The sequence below is a fragment of the Stenotrophomonas sp. As-7 genome (assembly GCF_030291015.1).
Lineage (GTDB): Bacteria > Pseudomonadota > Gammaproteobacteria > Xanthomonadales > Xanthomonadaceae > Stenotrophomonas > Stenotrophomonas lactitubi.
On record NZ_CP127405.1, the window covers coordinates 987,508 to 1,003,332 of the forward strand.

Consider the following 15,825-nt stretch of genomic DNA (forward strand, 5'->3'; position numbering starts at 1 on the left):
CGCAGTCGCCGGGCATCACACCGGCAACGGCAGCCAGGCCAGGCTGGCCGAGGCCAGCAGTGCAGCGATGCCGGTGGCCGCCAGAACGTCGCTCGGGTAGTGCAGGCCCAGTACTACGCGCGACAGGCCCACGCCGAAGGTGAACGGCACCAGCAGCGGTGCCAGCCAGGGGTAGTAGGCCAGCGCGACGATGGTGAACGACACCGCGTGCAGGGTATGCCCGGACGGGAAGCTGAACTCATCCAGCGGCGCCACCCAGGCACGGATACGCAGGTCGGCCGCGTACGGTCGTGGTCGCCGGGTCCAACGTTTCAGCCCCTTGTACAGCAGCAGTGCGGCCAGGCCGGTGGCGGCCATGTGCACCGATGCACGCAGGCCATCGAAGCCATCAATGAGCACCAGCGCGCCCATCAATACGTACCAGAACACGCCATCGCCGAGCCGGCTGATGATCGAGAAGACGCGGCGCACGCGGCGACGTCGGCAGTAGTGGTTGGCGCGGCGACACAAGCGCGCTTCGCGGCCGGCCAGCAGCTCAAGCGGCGTGGTGCGCATGTCCGCTCCTCCGCGCATTGGCCAGTTCCGCCAGCAGGTTTTCGAACTCCGCCACTACCTGCTGTGGGTGCAGCCGCTTCATCGCCCGTGCCGCGTTGCCGCCCAACTCGCGGCGCAGGGCGTCATCGGCAGCCAGTTGAACTGCCGCCTGCACGAACTGCTCGTCGTCATCCACTGCCGCACCATTCTCGCCGTTGCGCAGGTACTCGCGGGCCGCGCCGTAGTCGAAAGCGACAGTAGCCAGGCCGCTTGCCATGCTTTCCAGGGTCACGTTGCCGAATGTCTCGCTGCGGCTGGGGAACAGGAACAGGTCGCCACTGGCGAAATGGCGGGCGAGGGCATCGCCACGCTGGATGCCGCAGAAGATGAAATCGGGATTCTCATGGGCCAGTTTTTCGCGCGCCGGGCCATCGCCGACCCAGATGAAGCGTGCTTTCGGACGCACCTGCTGCAGCTTGCGGAAGGCTTTCACCGCCAGGCCGAGATTCTTTTCGGCGGCGATGCGGCCGACGTAGATCGCTGCCAGCCCCGTACCATCGATGCCCCATTCTTCGCGCAGCGCCGGGTCGCGGCGTGCGGGGTCGAACTGCTGGTTGTCGACCGCGCGCGCGAGCAGGCGCACACGCTCGAAACCCTGTTCGGTGAGAAATTCCTGCAGTTCACGGGTGGGCACCAGGGTCGCGTCGGCCTGGTTGTGGAAGCGGCGCATCCAGCGCATTGCCGCCGATTGCAGCCACGCCACTCCATAGTCAGGCAGGTATTCGTCGAAGCGGGTGTGGAATCCGGTAGCCACCGGAATGCCGAGGCGGCGCGCGGTGCGCAGCGCCGACCAGCCCAGCGGGCCTTCGGTAGCCACGTAGATCGCGTCCGGGCGCTGTTGCCGCCAGTGCCGGCCCAGCCGGATCGGTGCGGGCAGGCCGAAGCGCAGGCCGGGATAGCGCGGCAAGGCCGCACCCGGAACCAGCAGGGTGCCCGGTGCCGCCTCCAGCGCTTCACTGGCCTGTCGCGGGCGGATCAGGTCGACCTCGTGGCCGGCGGCGCGCAATCCCTGCTCCAGGCCCTGCACGGTCAGTGCGACGCCATTGATCTCCGGCGGGTAGGTTTCGGTGACGATGGCATAGCGCATGGCGGGCCTCCGGTTTTACGCATGCTCGGGCCTGGCGATGTAGCCGACATGACCGCTTTGCGACAGCGCGATGACGGCCAGGCAAGGCGAGGCCTGCGTAGTTCCGGGGCACAAAAAAACCACGGCCCCGCAGGGCCGTGGTCGTGGTGTTGCGTCAGCGTATGGATCAGAAGCTCTGCTTGTACTGCATGTACACGAAACGGCCGATGTCGAAGCTGCCCGAGTACGAGTACACCGAATTCGGCTTGGTGTACATCACTGGTCCGAGGCGGTTGAACACGTTGTTGGCACCAACCGACACGGTGGCGTTCCACGGCAGCTTGTAACGCACCTGCACGTCGTTGAAGGTCACCGAACCGCGCTCGTTGTAGTTGCGCGCGCCCTTGTACCACGGTGCGTACACGCCCGGATCGGAGCACTCGTCGGGGTGGTTCGGCAGGCTCAGGCACTGCTCCTTGACACCGGAGTAGTAACGCGCCGTCCAGCTGACGCCGAAGTTCTCGTAGTCCCAGCCGATGGTGGCATTGGAGCGCACGCGGAAGCCGATGCCGGTGTTGGTGGCGATACCGTTGGTGGTGGTCGGCACGGTGGCCACGTCATTGGACGAACGGTTGATGTTCGAACTGACGTAGGTGGTCGACCACGAGGTGCTCAGCTTGCCGTAGTCGGTATCCAGACGGTAGCTGACGTCCATGTCGTAGCCTTCGGTCTCGGCGAAGCCCGCGTTGCGGTTGCCGAACTTCAGGCCGGTGACGATGCCGGTGACCGGATCACGCGAGAAGCGCGCGCAACGCGACTCGATGTTCTGCTCGTAGCAGTCGATCAGGATCTGGTTCGAGCTGTCGGACACGATGGTGTTGTCGATGCGGATCTTCCACCAGTCCAGCGACACATTGAAGTTGCTGATGAAAGTGGGGCTCCACACCACGCCCAGCGTGCGGCTGGTCGAGGTTTCCGGCAGCAGGTCCGGGTTGGAGCCAGAGGTGAACGCGACCGGGCTGGCCGCGCTCGAACCGCTGGTCGGCCTGTTGGTGCTGTCCAGCTGGCGGTACGTATCGATGTTGGCAATGTCCTGGGCGCAACGTGCACGCACGGCGCTGTTGGAACGGGCCGAGCCGTACACGCTGTCGCAGGGATCGCTGAAGGTCGGGAAGGTCTGCGAGCCGCCGCCGTACAGATCGTTGATGGTCGGCGAGCGGAAGCCCTCGGCCCAGGTGCCACGCACCAGCAGCTGGTCGATCGGCTTCCACTTGAAGCCGAACTTGCTGTTGAGGGTGTCGCCGAAGGTGTTGTAGTCGGAGTAGCGGGTAGCTGCGTTGAAGCTCAGTTCACGCGCGCCGGGCAGGTCGGCCAGCACCGGCACGTTCAACTCCAGGTAGGCTTCCTTCACCTTGTACGAGCCGCCGGTCGGGCCAGCGGCCAGGTTGGTGGTCGCGCCGGTCTGGGCCAGGGCATCGGGAATGAACTTGCCGTTCTCTTCGCGGTTTTCCAGGCCGAATGCGAAGCCCAGGTCGCCTGCCGGCAGGGTGAGCAAGCTGCCACTCAGGTTGGCGAACCAGTTCTTGGTCGTGGTTTCACCCGTGGCGTTCTCGGCGGGGAACAGCCAGTCCTGCAGCGCCTGGTTGCCGTCCAGGCCATACGGGTTCTGCACGCCGTAGGGAACCAGCGGGTTCCACACCATGCAGTTGGCCTTCGGAGCCGCAGCGCTGCCGCACTCGACCTTGCCGGTGGCGTTGTTGAAGTAGGACGGGCCCACTGCATCGATGACACGCTGCTTGTGCAGGTTGCCAGTGGTGTGCTGGGTCAGCTCGTTCTTGCTGTACTGGTAGCCCACTTCCCAGTCGAAGTAGCGCTCGCCCAGGTCGAAGGTGCCTTCGAAAGCGGCGACGGCGCGGTAGGTCTTCAGCTCGCTGGTGCTTTCGCGCGGCATTTCCCAGGTACGGCGGTTCCACGCCACCGACGTCGGCGTCGCATAGCCGTTCTTGTTGCCGAACGGGTTGAAGTAGCTGTCGATGGACATGTTGCCCGCAGCACCCGTCGCGCCCAGCGTGTTGGAAGCCAGCGGATAGCCAGCGGTGACGCGGGTCGAGGAGCGCTTGTTGTAGCCCAGTTCGGTCTTGAAGCGGACGTTGTCGGTGATGTTGGCCTGGCCGGAGAAGAACACCGAATCGCGCTTGATCGGATAGCTCAGGTGCATCTGATCGTTGGTGTTGCTGGTGTCGCCGGTGAATGCGGCCGGATCGGTCAGGTGGTAGTTGCCCGGCTTGGTCGGGTCGGCGCCACGGTTGAGCGAGTAGCCGCAACCGGCTGCGACCGTACAACCGGGACCACGCAGGCCGGTGAACTGGCCCCACTGGCTGGTCGTGGTCCAACCTTCGGTCGGGTGACGATCGGTGTTGCTGTAACGGCTGAAGCCGCGGTCACGTGCCCAGACGGCCTTTTCCTCGGAGTGCTCCAGTGCAAGGGTGGCCGAGAAGCGGTCATTGGACCAGCCGGCAACCACGTCGACACGGTCGCGGGCACCGTCACCCTCGCTGAACTGGCCGTGGTAGACATTGGCGGTCACGCCGCTGACATTGCTGCGGGTGATGATGTTGACCACGCCGGCCATGGCGTCGGAACCATAGATGGCCGAGGCGCCATCCTTCAGGATCTCCACGCGCTCGATCGCCGACACCGGCAGGACCGACAGGTCCTGGTAGCCGGAGGTGCTGATGCCCAGGCGCTTGCCGTTGATCAGTACCAGCGTGCGCTGGGTACCCAGGCCGCGCATGTCCACGTAGGTGCCACCGGCATTCTCACCGGCGGTCAGCACGTTGGCGCGGCTGATGGTCGGGGTGCCCATCGCGGTGACGTTCTGCAGGATGTCCGAGACCGAGCTGAAGCCTTGGCGCTCGATGTCCATCCGGCTCAGCGCCAGCACCGGCTGGGCGGTTTCAACGTCGACCTGGCGGATACGCGAACCGGTGATCTCGATGCGGTCCAGGTTGGTCGGCGAGGCAGTGCTGCCGCTCTGTGCGAACGCCGGCAGGGCGGCCAGGGTGGCAGTGGTTGCCAGGGCGTAGCGGATGGCCTGCCCCAGTGCGGTGGTGCGTGAAGTCATGACGAGCTCTCTCTCTCGGGTCGTGCAAAGGACGCCAAAACGGGCGTCGAAGGAATCGGCGGGTCCAAGACCGAGCCGATGACCCGATAGTAGTCTCGTTGGTTAATGCTCTGTAAAGAGCGCATGTCGGTTTGTGTCGTTACGCATCACCTGTTTTCACCAAACGTGAACAAAAGCAGGGGTTTACGTGAAGACGCGGCACGCGCAAGCGCCGCCAGCTGCTGCGTTGCAGCAGGAATCGGCGGTCGATTGCGCGAACTGTAACGAAATGTAATCGGGCGCCGACGGCGATGCGTGGGCGCCCGGCGCCCTGCTCAGACCACGAACGGACGGAACTGGATGCCCAGTCCGGCGATGCCTTCGGTCTCGCCGATCAGGTCGGCGCGCAGCAGCGGCCGCGCATCGATGAAGGCCTGCGGCACGATCAGCGACAGGCGGCTGTCGTCAGCGGTCAGCTCCAGCACCGGCAGCGGTGCATCTTCATGCGCGCGGTTGAGCAGTACCGCCAGGCGCAGCAGGGCAGCCAGGCGCCGTGCCGTCAGCAGCAGGCGTTCGGGGATGGCATCGAAGGCGGTCTTGCTGATGCCGCGGCGGTGATTGCGCACCAGCGTCGCCAGCATCTGCTGCTCCTGCCGCGAGAAACCGGCGATGTCAGAGTTCTCCAGCACGTAGCTGCCATGCACGTGGTAACCGCTGTGGGCGATCATCAACCCCAGCTCATGCAGGCGTGCGGCCCAGCCGAGCATGCGTGCATCATCGGCATCCAGCTTCCAGCGTTCCTGCACCTGCTCCAGCAACGACAGTGCGGTGTCCTGCACGCGACCAGCCTGCACCGTATCGATGCCGTAGCGATGGGTGAGGGCAGCCACCGATTCATCGCGCGGGTCGTTGTCGCCGGCACGGCCGAGGATGTCATAGAGGATGCCCTCGCGCATCGCGGCCTTGCTGACCAGCAGTTTCTGCAGGCCCAGCGCCTGGAACGCTGCCTCCAGCACCAGGATGCCGCCGGCGATGATCGGGCGGCGATCGCTGGACAGGCCGGGCAGCACGATGTCGTCGATCTTCTTGGCCTTCAGCAGCTCATCGCGGAGCTGCGGCAGGGCCTCGGCGGTGATCGCGCCCTTGCTCAGCTTCATCGTCGCGCAGATCTCGCTGATGGCCTTGTGGGTGCCGGACGACCCCAGTGCCTCCTGCCAGCCCAGCGCGCGGTACTTGCTGGCGAACGGCTGGAACTCGCGGCCGATTTCGGCCAGTGCATCCTTCCAGCGCTTCTTGCTGAGTTTGCCGCCCGGGAAGAAGCGGCGGGTGCTGGCGATGCAGCCGGCCTGCAGGCTCTCGCGCTCCAGGGTCTGCATGCCCTTGCCGATGATGAATTCGGTCGAGCCGCCGCCGATATCGATGACCAGGCGGTGCTGATCGGGCTTGGGCGGTTGTGCATGGGCCACGCCCAGGTAGATCAGGCGCGCCTCTTCGCGGCCACTGACCACTTCGATGGCATGCCCGAGTGCGGTTTCGGCCGGCATCAGGAAGGCCTGCGGCGAACGCAGCTGGCGCACCGTGTTGGTGGCCAGTGCACGTACGCGATGTGGCGGGACGTTGCGGATGCGCTGGCCGAACCGGGCCAGGCACTCCAGCGCGCGCTGCCGCGCTGCTGCGGAGAGTCCGCCCTTGCCGTCCAGGCCGTCGGCCATGCGCACGGTCTCGCGCAGGCGGTCGATCACCCGCAGCTGGCCAAGCGTGTAACGCGCGATGACCATGTGGAAACTATTGGAGCCAAGGTCGATGGCGGCCAGCAGGTCGCCATCCTGCAATGCGGGCGGAGTCGTGGTGGTATGCGGCATGGGCGAATGTTAGCCGAAGGGGCGGTGAACTCGTCACCGCGCGGCCTTCACATTTTGTGGTGGGGGGGCGGCGGCAGGGCTGCGCCCTGCACCCGCAGAGTCAACGTCAACATCAACGTCAACGTCAAAAGCGGGGTATCCGTGGGATGGCGGGGTGGGTCCGGTTGCGGGGGACGCCGTGAACCCATCCTTGGGGGCTTGGCCGCGGCATCCATGCCGCGGACACCCCCGCAACCGGACCCACCCCGCTTTCGACAGATCTCCGCGATCGGTCGGAATGGCATGGCCTGCTCTTGGTAGGTGTCGACCTTGGTCGACACGGTAGATCCATGCCATGCGTGGATGAATCCAAACGTGCCGACCAAGGTTGGCACCTACCGGATCAAAGACCCTGCATCTGTCGACCTTCGACAGGTCGCCGCGGCTGTTGGTAGGTGTCGACCTTGGTCGACACGGTAGATCCACGCCATGCGTGGATGAATCCAAACGTGCCGACCAAGGTCGGCATCTAACGGATCAAAGACCTTGCATCTGTCGACCTTCGACAGGTCACCGCGGCTGTTGGTAGGTGTCGACCTTGGTCGACACGGTAGATCCACGCCATGCGTGGATGAATCCAAACTCGCCGACCAAGGTCGGCATCTACCGGATCAAAGACCCTGCATCTGTCGACCTTCGACAGGTCGCCGCGGCTGTTGGTAGGTGTCGACCTTGGTCGACACGGTAGATCCACGCCATGCGTGGATGAATCCAAACTCGCCGACCAAGGTCGGCATCTACCGGATCAAAGACCCTGCATCTGTCGACCTTCGACAGGTCGCTGCGGCTGTTGGTAGGTGTCGACCTTGGTCGACACGGTAGATCCACGCCATGCGTGGATGAATCCAAACGTGCCGACCAAGGTCGGCACCTACCGGATCAAAGACCCTGCATCTGTCGACCTTCGACAGGTCGCTGCGGCTGTTGGTAGGTGTCGACCTTGGTCGACACGGTAGATCCATGCCATGCGTGGATGCATCCAAACGTGCCGACCAAGGTCGGCACCTACCAGGTCAGAGTCCCTGCATCAACGCCATCTGTGCCGAATGCGGGGCTTCGTCGTGGGCCGGGGCGCGCTTGTGGTAGATGCCCTCGGCATCCAGTTCCCAGGCGTTGAGATTGTCGTCCAGGTAGTTCTGCAGCACTTCGCGATAGACCCGCTTGGCCAGTGCCGGGTCGAGGATCGGGAAGCAGGTTTCCACCCGGCGCAGCAGGTTGCGTTCCAGCCAGTCGGCGCTGGCGCAGTACAACTCCGGTGCGCCGTCGTTGCCGAACCAGTAGACCCGGCTGTGTTCCAGGAAACGGCCGACGATCGAGCGCACGCGGATGTTGTCCGACACGCCCGGTACGCCCGGGCGCAGGGTGCAGGCACCGCGGATGATCAGGTCGATCTGCACGCCCGCCTGCGAGGCGGCGTACAGCGCACGGATCACCTGCGCTTCGTTGAGGGCGTTCATCTTGGCGATGATCCGCGCCGGTCGCCCGGCGGCGGCGATGCGCGTCTCGCGCTCGATCCTCGCCAGGATCCCGGTATGCAGGGTGAAGGGCGACTGCAACAGGCGCTTGAGCTTCATCTTCGAGGCCAGCCCGGACAACTGCTGGAACAGCAGGTGCACGTCGTTGCCGATGTCGGCATCGGCGGTGATCAGGCTCAGGTCGGTGTACGCGCGGGCGGTGCCACTGTGGTAATTGCCCGTGCCCAGGTGCACGTAGCGGCGCAGCTTGCGGCCTTCGCGGCGCACGATCAGCAGCATCTTGGCATGGGTCTTGTAGCCGACCACGCCGTACACCACCTGCACGCCGGCCTCCTGCAGCCGATCGGCCAGGCCCAGGTTGGCTTCTTCATCGAACCGCGCGCGCAGCTCGACCACCACGGTCACGTCCTTGCCGGCACGTGCCGCCTGGATCAGTGCATCGACGATCAAGGAGTCCTTGCCGGTGCGGTACAGGGTCTGCTTGATCGCCAGCACGTTCGGATCGAGCGCGGCCTGGCGGATCAGGTCGAGCACCGCTGCGAACGCGTCAAAGGGGTGGTGCAGCAGCAGATCCTGGCGGGCCACGGTCTCGAAGATGCCGTCGCTGTCGCGCAGGGTGCGCGGGGTCATCGGCGGATACTTCAGGTCCGGCTGCGCGATCAGGTCGTACAGCTGGATGATGCGGTTGAGGTTGACCGGTCCATCGATGCGGTACACCGCGTTCTCGGTCAGGCCGAAGTTCTGCAGCAGGGTGCGGACGATGTCGCGCGGCATGTCGTGGGCGATTTCCAGGCGCACCGCAGGACGATAACCACGGTCCACCAGCTCGTCGCGCAGGGCCAGCGCCAGGTTTTCCACTTCCTCCTCGTCCACCACCAGCTCGGAGTTGCGGGTGACACGGAACTGATAGGCGCCCAGCACTTCAAGGCCCGGGAACAACTCGTCCACGAAGGTGGACAGCACCGAGGACAGGAACACGAAGTTCTGCGGCCCGCCGAGTTTTTCCGGCAGCTGGATGATCCGCGGCAGCGAACGCGGTGCGCGCACGATGGCCAGGTGGCCGCTGCGGCCGAACGCGTCGGTGCCCTTCAGCACCACCACGATGTTCAGCGACTTGTTGAGGATCTTCGGGAACGGATGCACCGGATCCAGGCCCAGCGGCGACAGCACCGGCATGATCTCGTTGCGGAAGTAGGCACGCAGCCAGCGCTTCTGGCGATGGGTCCAGGAATTGCGGCCGAGCACACCGATGCCGGCCTCCATCAGCGCCGGACGCAGCGTCTGGTTCCAGCAGCGGTACTGCTGGTCCACCAGCTCGGCGGCGCGCTCGTGGATGGCATTGAGGATGGCCTGCGGGCTCATGCCGTCCGGGGCCGGCGGCAGGCCGAACTCCTGCGCATGACGGACCGCAGCGGCACGGATCTCGAAGAATTCATCCAGGTTGGTGCAGGAGATGCACATGAAGCGCAGGCGCTCCAGCAGCGGCACCTGCGGGTCCATCGCCTGTGCCAGCACGCGGAAGTTGAAATCCAGCTGCGACAGTTCGCGGTTGATGTACAGCGCCGGGTCGCGCAACGGATCGCTGTCCGTGCTCACGGGGAGGGGGAGGGATCCGAGGCTGCTCATGGCGTCATTCTTCGAAGGAGGTCAGGGGGGCGGACTCACGCGGTCGCACGTGGTCGGCATCGAAATGGCAGGCGAACACCGAGCCCTTGCCGACCTCGCTGTCGATTTCCAGGCGTGCGTGGTGCAGACCGAGGATGTGCTTGACGATCGACAGGCCCAGGCCGGTGCCGCCGCTTTCGCGCGAGCGGCTGCTGGAGACACGGTAGAACCGTTCGGTCAGGCGCGGCAGGTGCGTGGCGGGAATACCGTAGCCGGTGTCACGCACCGCCAGCACCACACCATCGCCCTCGCGGCGGAACTCCACCGCGATGCGGCCACCGGCCGGGGTGTAGCGCACCGCGTTGGTGACCAGGTTGGAGAAGGCGCTGTGCAGTTCCTTGGTCGAGCCCTGCAGGTCCACGCCGGCCAGGTCGTCGATGCTGATCTGGTGGCGGCCCTGGCTGTGCGCCTCGGCTTCGCGGCGCAGCGTGGCCAGCATGGGCTGCATGGCCACCGTCTCTGCTTCGCTGTGTTCCTGCGATTCCAGCCGCGACAGGGTCAACAGGTCTTCCACCAGCTGGGCCATGCGCTGGCTCTGCTTGCGCATCTCTTCCAGCATCGGTCCGGTTCCCGGGAAATCCTCCGGGTCCATCATGTCCAGGTAGCCGTGGACCACGGTGAGCGGGGTGCGCAGTTCGTGTGAAACGTTGGCCACGAAATCGCGGCGCACCTGTTCCAGGCGCAGCAGCTTGCTGACGTCGCGGGCGATCAGCAGCCAGTAGTCGGACGAATAGGGAATCAGGCGCAGGTTCAGGCGGATCGCAGGATCGACCGGCGAGGGCACGTCCAGGATCGGTTCGGCATTGCGGCCACCGGCCAGCCAGTGGGCCAGCGGCATCGGCTGCAGGCGTTCGACCAGGGCTTCACCCAGATCGCCAGGATGGTGCAGGCCGAGCAGCGCCGTGGCCGCTTCGTTGAACCACTGCACGCGCTGGCTGTTGCGGTCCAGCACCACCACGGCGTCGGGCAGCGCGGCCGCTGCAGCGCGATAGCTGCGCAGCATGTCCAACAGGCGTCGCTTGCGCACGCGCATCTCGACCTGGTTGCGGTACAGCAGGCGGTCCAGCTCGTTCCAGACGCCGGTGCCTTCGGCGGCGGTATCCCAGCGCTGGCGCGCGGTCAGCCGACGCAGCACGCGGCGCAGCCGCCAGTAATGCCAGACCAGCGTGGCCAGTGCTGCCAGCGCGATGCACAGCCACAGGTGGCCAGTGAACCATCCGACCAGACCGGCCAACAGCAACACGGTGGCCACGGTGGCCAGTGTCTTCAACCAGGCAGAGCGGATGTGGCGGGGCATTGCGGTCTCGTCGTGGGTTGCGGCGGTTCACGCAGGTGAACCGAGGGTTATAGCAGAGTTGCCGACGCCGGCACCGTGGGGTGCACGGCGCCGGCACGACGAGGCTCAGGTTGCGGTGGAGAAGCGGTAACCGGCGCCGCGCACGGTCTGCACCATGTTCTCGGCGTTGAACGGTTCCAGCGTCTTGCGCAGGCGACGGATATGCACGTCGATGGTGCGTTCTTCCACATACACGCTGCCGCCCCACACATGGTCCAGCAGCTGCGCACGGGTATACACGCGCTCGGGGTGGGTCATGAAGAAGTGCAGCAGGCGGTATTCGGTCGGGCCGATCGGCACCGGCTGGTCGTTGGCGAACACGCGATGGGCGGCGCCATCGATGCGGATCGAGCCCACCGCCACGCTGCCGTCCTCGTCATCGTCGCGGGCGCGGCGCATGACCGCGCGGATACGGGCCAGCAGTTCGCGCGCCGAGAACGGCTTGACCACGTAGTCGTCCACACCGGCTTCGAGGCCGCCGACGCGGTCGTTCTCTTCGCCGCGTGCGGTCAGCATGATGATCGGCACTTCGCGGGTCAGGGTTTCCTTGCGCCAGCGCCGGGCCAGGTCCAGGCCGCTGGTGCCGGGCAGCATCCAGTCCAGCAGGATCAGGTCGGGGACGCGGTCGGCGATGGCGGTCTGGGCCTCGCGGGCGTCACCGGCGTGGACAGGTTCGTAATCGCCCTTGCGAAGGGCGAAGGCGACCATTTCGCGGATCGCGGGCTCGTCATCGACGATCAGGATGCGTTTCTGCACGAGGGCACCGTAGGGCTCAGTTACTGGAGTGGTGCCAGTAGACTACGGTTTGATGACATGTTTGTGACTGCCTGGCCGGCATCTGGCATTGCTGCCATCTGCCGGTCATGCCGTGCTCAGCGGCGGTCCAGGTCCGGGTCCTGTACACCCTGCCGGCGCAGCTCGAGTACGGTGGGCGTGATCGACTCGATCCGCGCATCCACCCGGGCCCGGCCGACGTAGTCCAGGGCGGGGTTGCGCTTGAGTGCCTGCAGCTGCATCAGGGCCTGTTCGGGGCGCCCGCCCAGGAACGCTGCCTCGGCATAGGCCTCGCTGGCGCGGACACTGTCACCGGCCAGTTCACTGGCGCGGGCGTAGCGCTGCTGGAAGACCGGATCGTTACCGCTTTGCGACAGCAGCGGACGCAGCATCGCCTGCGCGCGCTGACCCGCAGCCTGGCCGCCCTGCTCGTTCAGGATCTCGGCATAGGTCAGGGCCACCGGCCGGCTGTTGGGGTGCTCATGCAGCAGCTGCTCGAAGCGCGCATTGGCCTGGGTGGACTGGCCGGTGCGCGATTCTGCCTCGGCCAGGGCCAGGGCGACCCAGAGGCTGTCCGGGTGGGTCTTCAGCAGGTCGGTCAACGTCTGCCGGGCCTCGCTGGCGCCGCTGCGGCCGCCGCGCATGCTGGCCAGTGCCTGGCCGTAACGCTGGGCGTCGTCCAGGCCGTCCTTCTGCCGCCGCGCAAGATCGGCGTACTCGCGTTGCAGTTCGGCCGGGCTGTCGGCGCTGAGTACGCGCAGGCGCTCGCGGGCCCAGTTGAAATCACCACTGGCGCCGCGGCTGAGCTGGCCGATCGGCACCCGCAGCACGCTGCCGGGCAACAGCGGGTTGATGCCGCGCAGCAGCGGATCGCCCAGGGTCGGGTCGGCCGGATCCACCCGTTCCCTGCGCTCGCCGCTGGGCGTGCGCGTGGTCAGCAGCACCGTGTCCTTCTTCATCTGTTCGGCGCGGGCCTTGGCCTCGCTGATGCGGGTGGTGTTGACCGGATGGGTGCGCAGGAAGTCCGGAACGCTGTAACCGCCATCATTGCCGCGCATCGCCGAGGACATGCGCTCGAAGAAGCCGGCCATCGCATCCACGTCGTAGCCGCTGCGCGACAGCGTGCGGATGCCCAGCCGGTCGGCCTCGGATTCATTGGAGCGGGTGTAGTCGATCTGCCGTTGCTGCATCAGGCCCATGCCCGAGCTGATCGCCGCCATGGTGGCGTTGCCCGAGGAGGAGCTGTTGCTGGCCTGGGCGGCAACCACCGCCGCCAGCATGCCCAGCAGGATCGGAATCTGGTCGCGCTGGGCGCGCTCCACCCCGCGCAGCACATGCTGCTGGGTGACGTGGGCGATTTCGTGCGACAGCACCGCCGCCACCTCGTCCTCGCGCTCGGCCGTCAGCACCAGGCCGGCATTGACGCCGATGTAGCCGCCGAGGGTGGCGAAGGCATTGATCTGGCGGTCCTTCATCACGAAGAACGTGTAGGGCTGGCGTGGCTGGTCGCTGTTGGAGCCGAGGCGGGTGCCCATGGTCTGCAGCCAGTCGTTGACCAGCGGATCGTCCAGCAGGTAGCCGTAGTTGCGCAGCTCGCGCAGCATCATCGCGCCGTACTCGGCCTGGCGGGCCGGGGTCAGCAGTTCGCCCGCCGAGGAACCAATGTCCGGCAGCTTCTCCTGGGCCTGCGCCAGCGGGGCGGCCAGGGCCAGGGTCAGGGCAGCGGTGAGCAGCAGGGGTCGCAAGCGGTCGGTCCTCGGGCAGAGTCTGCCCAGCGTGGCAGGGCAGGGGGCAACCATTCGTTAATCAATCCACAGTGTTGCGGGCGTGGCGTGGAAATTCCAGCGCACCGGTACCATATATGGACCGTCGATCCATCGTGGAGTTTCCCGTGACAGCCCAGTCCGCCGGCGCTACCCCCGCCATCACCATCTATTCCACCGCCGTCTGCCCGTACTGCGTGGCCGCCAAGAACTTCCTCAAGAGCAAGGGCCAGCAATGGACCGAGGTCCGCATCGACCTGGACCCGGTCGAGCGCGAGAAGATGATGGCCAAGACCCGCCGTACCAGCGTGCCGCAGATCTTCGTGGGCGACGTCCACGTGGGCGGCTACGACGACATGATGGCCCTGCATCGTGAAGGCAAGCTCGAGCCGCTGCTGGCCGGGCAGGGCCAGGCATGAGCGCGGCCGACGACGGCAGCAAGGACCGGATCGCCGAGTTCACCGATTTCCGCAAGCGCATGAATGAACGCATCCTGGGTGAGCCGAACCAGGTGGTGCGCCGCTTCTTCGCGCTGGACACGCAGACCTACCAGGCCGGCGCGCTGGACGTGAGAACCAAGGAGCTGCTGGGCCTGGTGGCCTCGATGGTGCTGCGCTGCGACGACTGCATCAGCTACCACGTGGCCCAGTGCAAGGACGCTGGCGTCACCCGTGAAGAGTTCTTCGAGACCTTCTCGGTCGGCCTGGTGGTCGGCGGCTCGATCGTGATCCCGCACCTGCGCCGCGCCGTGGACTTCCTCGACCAGCTGGAAGGTGGCGCCGCCGCCCCCGAAGCGCACGAGCATTGAGGTAGCGCCGGGCCATGCCCGGCGGGCACCTGAACGAAAGGCCGCCGGGCATGGCCCGGCGCTACCGATGACGTTCATCGGGGCCTTCTCCGTGATCTTCCAGCCCAGGAGCCCCCTTGTTGTTCAAGGGGGCGCGCCGAAGGCGTGGGGATAAGGTGGGATGCGCGGGCAATTCTGCCTTACCCGGCTCGGACTAATTGCCTATTTGGGGTCTCCGAGCCGGGTAAGGCATAATTGCGGGTGAAACTTCCTTTGCGCCGGCGTTTCCGGGCACGTCCGGACGGCGTTTTTCCCCCTGTTCGGAACATCGATCAATGACGCAGAAAATTACGGTCATCCGCGGCGACGGCATTGGCCCGGAAATCATGGACGCCACCCTGTTCGTGCTCGACCAGCTCAAGACTGGCCTGGAGTACGAAGACGCCGACGCCGGCCTGGTCGCGCTGGAGAAGCACGGCGATCTGATGCCGGCGGTGACCCTGGAATCGATCGCGCGCAACAAGGTCGCGCTGAAGAGCCCGCTGACCACGCCGGTCGGTGGCGGCTTCACCTCGATCAACGTCAGCCTGCGCCGCCACTTCGACCTGTACGCCAACGTGCGTCCGGCGCACACCTTCCCGAACACCAAGTCGCGTTTCGAGAACGTCGACCTGATCACCGTTCGTGAGAACACCGAAGGTGCGTACCTGGCCGAAGGCCAGGAAGTGTCGGCCGACGGCGAGACCGCCTTCTCCGGCACCCGCATCACCCGCAAGGGCTCCGAGCGCATCGTGCGTTACGCCTTCGAGCTGGCCAAGAGCACCGGCCGCAAGAAGGTCACCGCCGTGCACAAGGCCAACATCATCAAGTCGACCTCGGGCCTGTTCCTGGCCGTGGCCCGTGAAGTCGCCGCGCAGTACCCGGACATCGAGTTCCAGGAAATGATCGTCGACAACGCCTGCATGCAGCTGGTGATGCGTCCGGAACAGTTCGACATCATCGTCACCACCAACCTGTTCGGCGACATCATTTCCGACCTGTGCGCGGGTCTGGTCGGTGGCCTGGGCCTGGCTCCGGGCGCCAACATCGGCAAGGACGCGGCGATCTTCGAAGCCGTGCACGGCACCGCACCGGACATCGCCGGCCAGGGCAAGGCCAATCCGTGCGCACTGCTGCTGGCAGCGGCACAGATGCTTGACCATGTCGGTCAGCCGGAAAACGCCGAGCGCCTGCGCAAGGCCATCGTGGCCACGCTGGAAGCCAAGGATTCGCTGACCGGCGACCTCGGCGGCACCGGCAACACGATGGGCTTCGCCAAGGCGATCGCCAGCCGCCTGTAAGCCACGGCTCGACTCCGGTCG

11 protein-coding genes are annotated in these 15,825 nt (G+C 66.0%); 3 read left to right on the forward strand and 8 right to left on the reverse strand.

The genetic code is table 11. From position 1 onward, the window contains the following. Positions 1-15: 15 nt before the first annotated feature. From QP457_RS04510 to QP457_RS21575, 8 genes are all read right to left on the reverse strand, one after another. Entirely contained in the window at positions 16-555 is a 540-nt protein-coding gene (locus QP457_RS04510; protein WP_025878111.1) for a phosphatase PAP2 family protein, read from the reverse strand. Further along, positions 536-1,681: a glycosyltransferase family 1 protein gene (locus tag QP457_RS04515; RefSeq protein WP_205406353.1), complete on the reverse strand. Its 1,146-nt coding sequence runs from the start codon at positions 1,679-1,681 to the stop codon at positions 536-538. Before QP457_RS04515 ends, QP457_RS04510 begins: the two co-directional genes overlap by 20 nt. A gap of 166 nt (positions 1,682-1,847) precedes the next feature. Next, on the reverse strand, positions 1,848-4,784 hold the full coding sequence (locus tag QP457_RS04520) for a TonB-dependent receptor (protein WP_205406352.1): 2,937 nt from the start codon (positions 4,782-4,784) through the stop codon (positions 1,848-1,850). 314 nt (positions 4,785-5,098) lie between these two features. Beyond that, positions 5,099-6,625 (reverse strand): exopolyphosphatase, encoded by a 1,527-nt coding sequence (ppx, locus tag QP457_RS04525; protein WP_180163722.1) that lies wholly within the window; start codon positions 6,623-6,625, stop codon positions 5,099-5,101. Positions 6,626-7,677: 1,052 nt separating this feature from the next. After that, a complete protein-coding gene (ppk1, locus tag QP457_RS04530) occupies positions 7,678-9,765 on the reverse strand; it encodes a polyphosphate kinase 1 (protein ID WP_025878118.1) in 2,088 nt (695 codons plus the stop codon). 4 nt (positions 9,766-9,769) lie between these two features. Then, on the reverse strand, positions 9,770-11,101 hold the full coding sequence (gene phoR / locus QP457_RS04535) for a phosphate regulon sensor histidine kinase PhoR (protein ID WP_025878120.1): 1,332 nt from the start codon (positions 11,099-11,101) through the stop codon (positions 9,770-9,772). Positions 11,102-11,206: 105 nt separating this feature from the next. Further along, positions 11,207-11,896, reverse strand: a complete 690-nt coding sequence (gene phoB, locus QP457_RS04540) for a phosphate regulon transcriptional regulator PhoB (protein WP_089239076.1) — start codon at positions 11,894-11,896, stop codon at positions 11,207-11,209. Positions 11,897-12,012: 116 nt separating this feature from the next. Further along, the gene (locus tag QP457_RS21575; protein WP_180163723.1) at positions 12,013-13,713 is read right to left on the reverse strand and encodes a M48 family metalloprotease; all 1,701 of its coding nucleotides are present in this window, start codon (positions 13,711-13,713) and stop codon (positions 12,013-12,015) included. A gap of 92 nt (positions 13,714-13,805) precedes the next feature. On the opposite strand from QP457_RS21575, the gene grxC reads away from it, so the two are divergent. The 3 genes from grxC to QP457_RS04565 all read left to right on the forward strand — a co-directional run bounded on the left by grxC (position 13,806) and on the right by QP457_RS04565 (position 15,804). Continuing rightward, positions 13,806-14,096, forward strand: coding sequence for a glutaredoxin 3 (gene grxC, locus QP457_RS04555; protein WP_025878124.1), 291 nt, complete (start codon positions 13,806-13,808; stop codon positions 14,094-14,096). Next, a complete protein-coding gene (locus QP457_RS04560; protein WP_205405112.1) occupies positions 14,093-14,485 on the forward strand; it encodes a carboxymuconolactone decarboxylase family protein in 393 nt (130 codons plus the stop codon). The genes grxC and QP457_RS04560 overlap by 4 nt, the downstream gene beginning before the upstream one ends. A 314-nt stretch (positions 14,486-14,799) precedes the next feature. Then, positions 14,800-15,804 (forward strand): isocitrate dehydrogenase, encoded by a 1,005-nt coding sequence (locus QP457_RS04565; RefSeq protein ID WP_099819170.1) that lies wholly within the window; start codon positions 14,800-14,802, stop codon positions 15,802-15,804. Positions 15,805-15,825 lie beyond the last annotated feature (21 nt).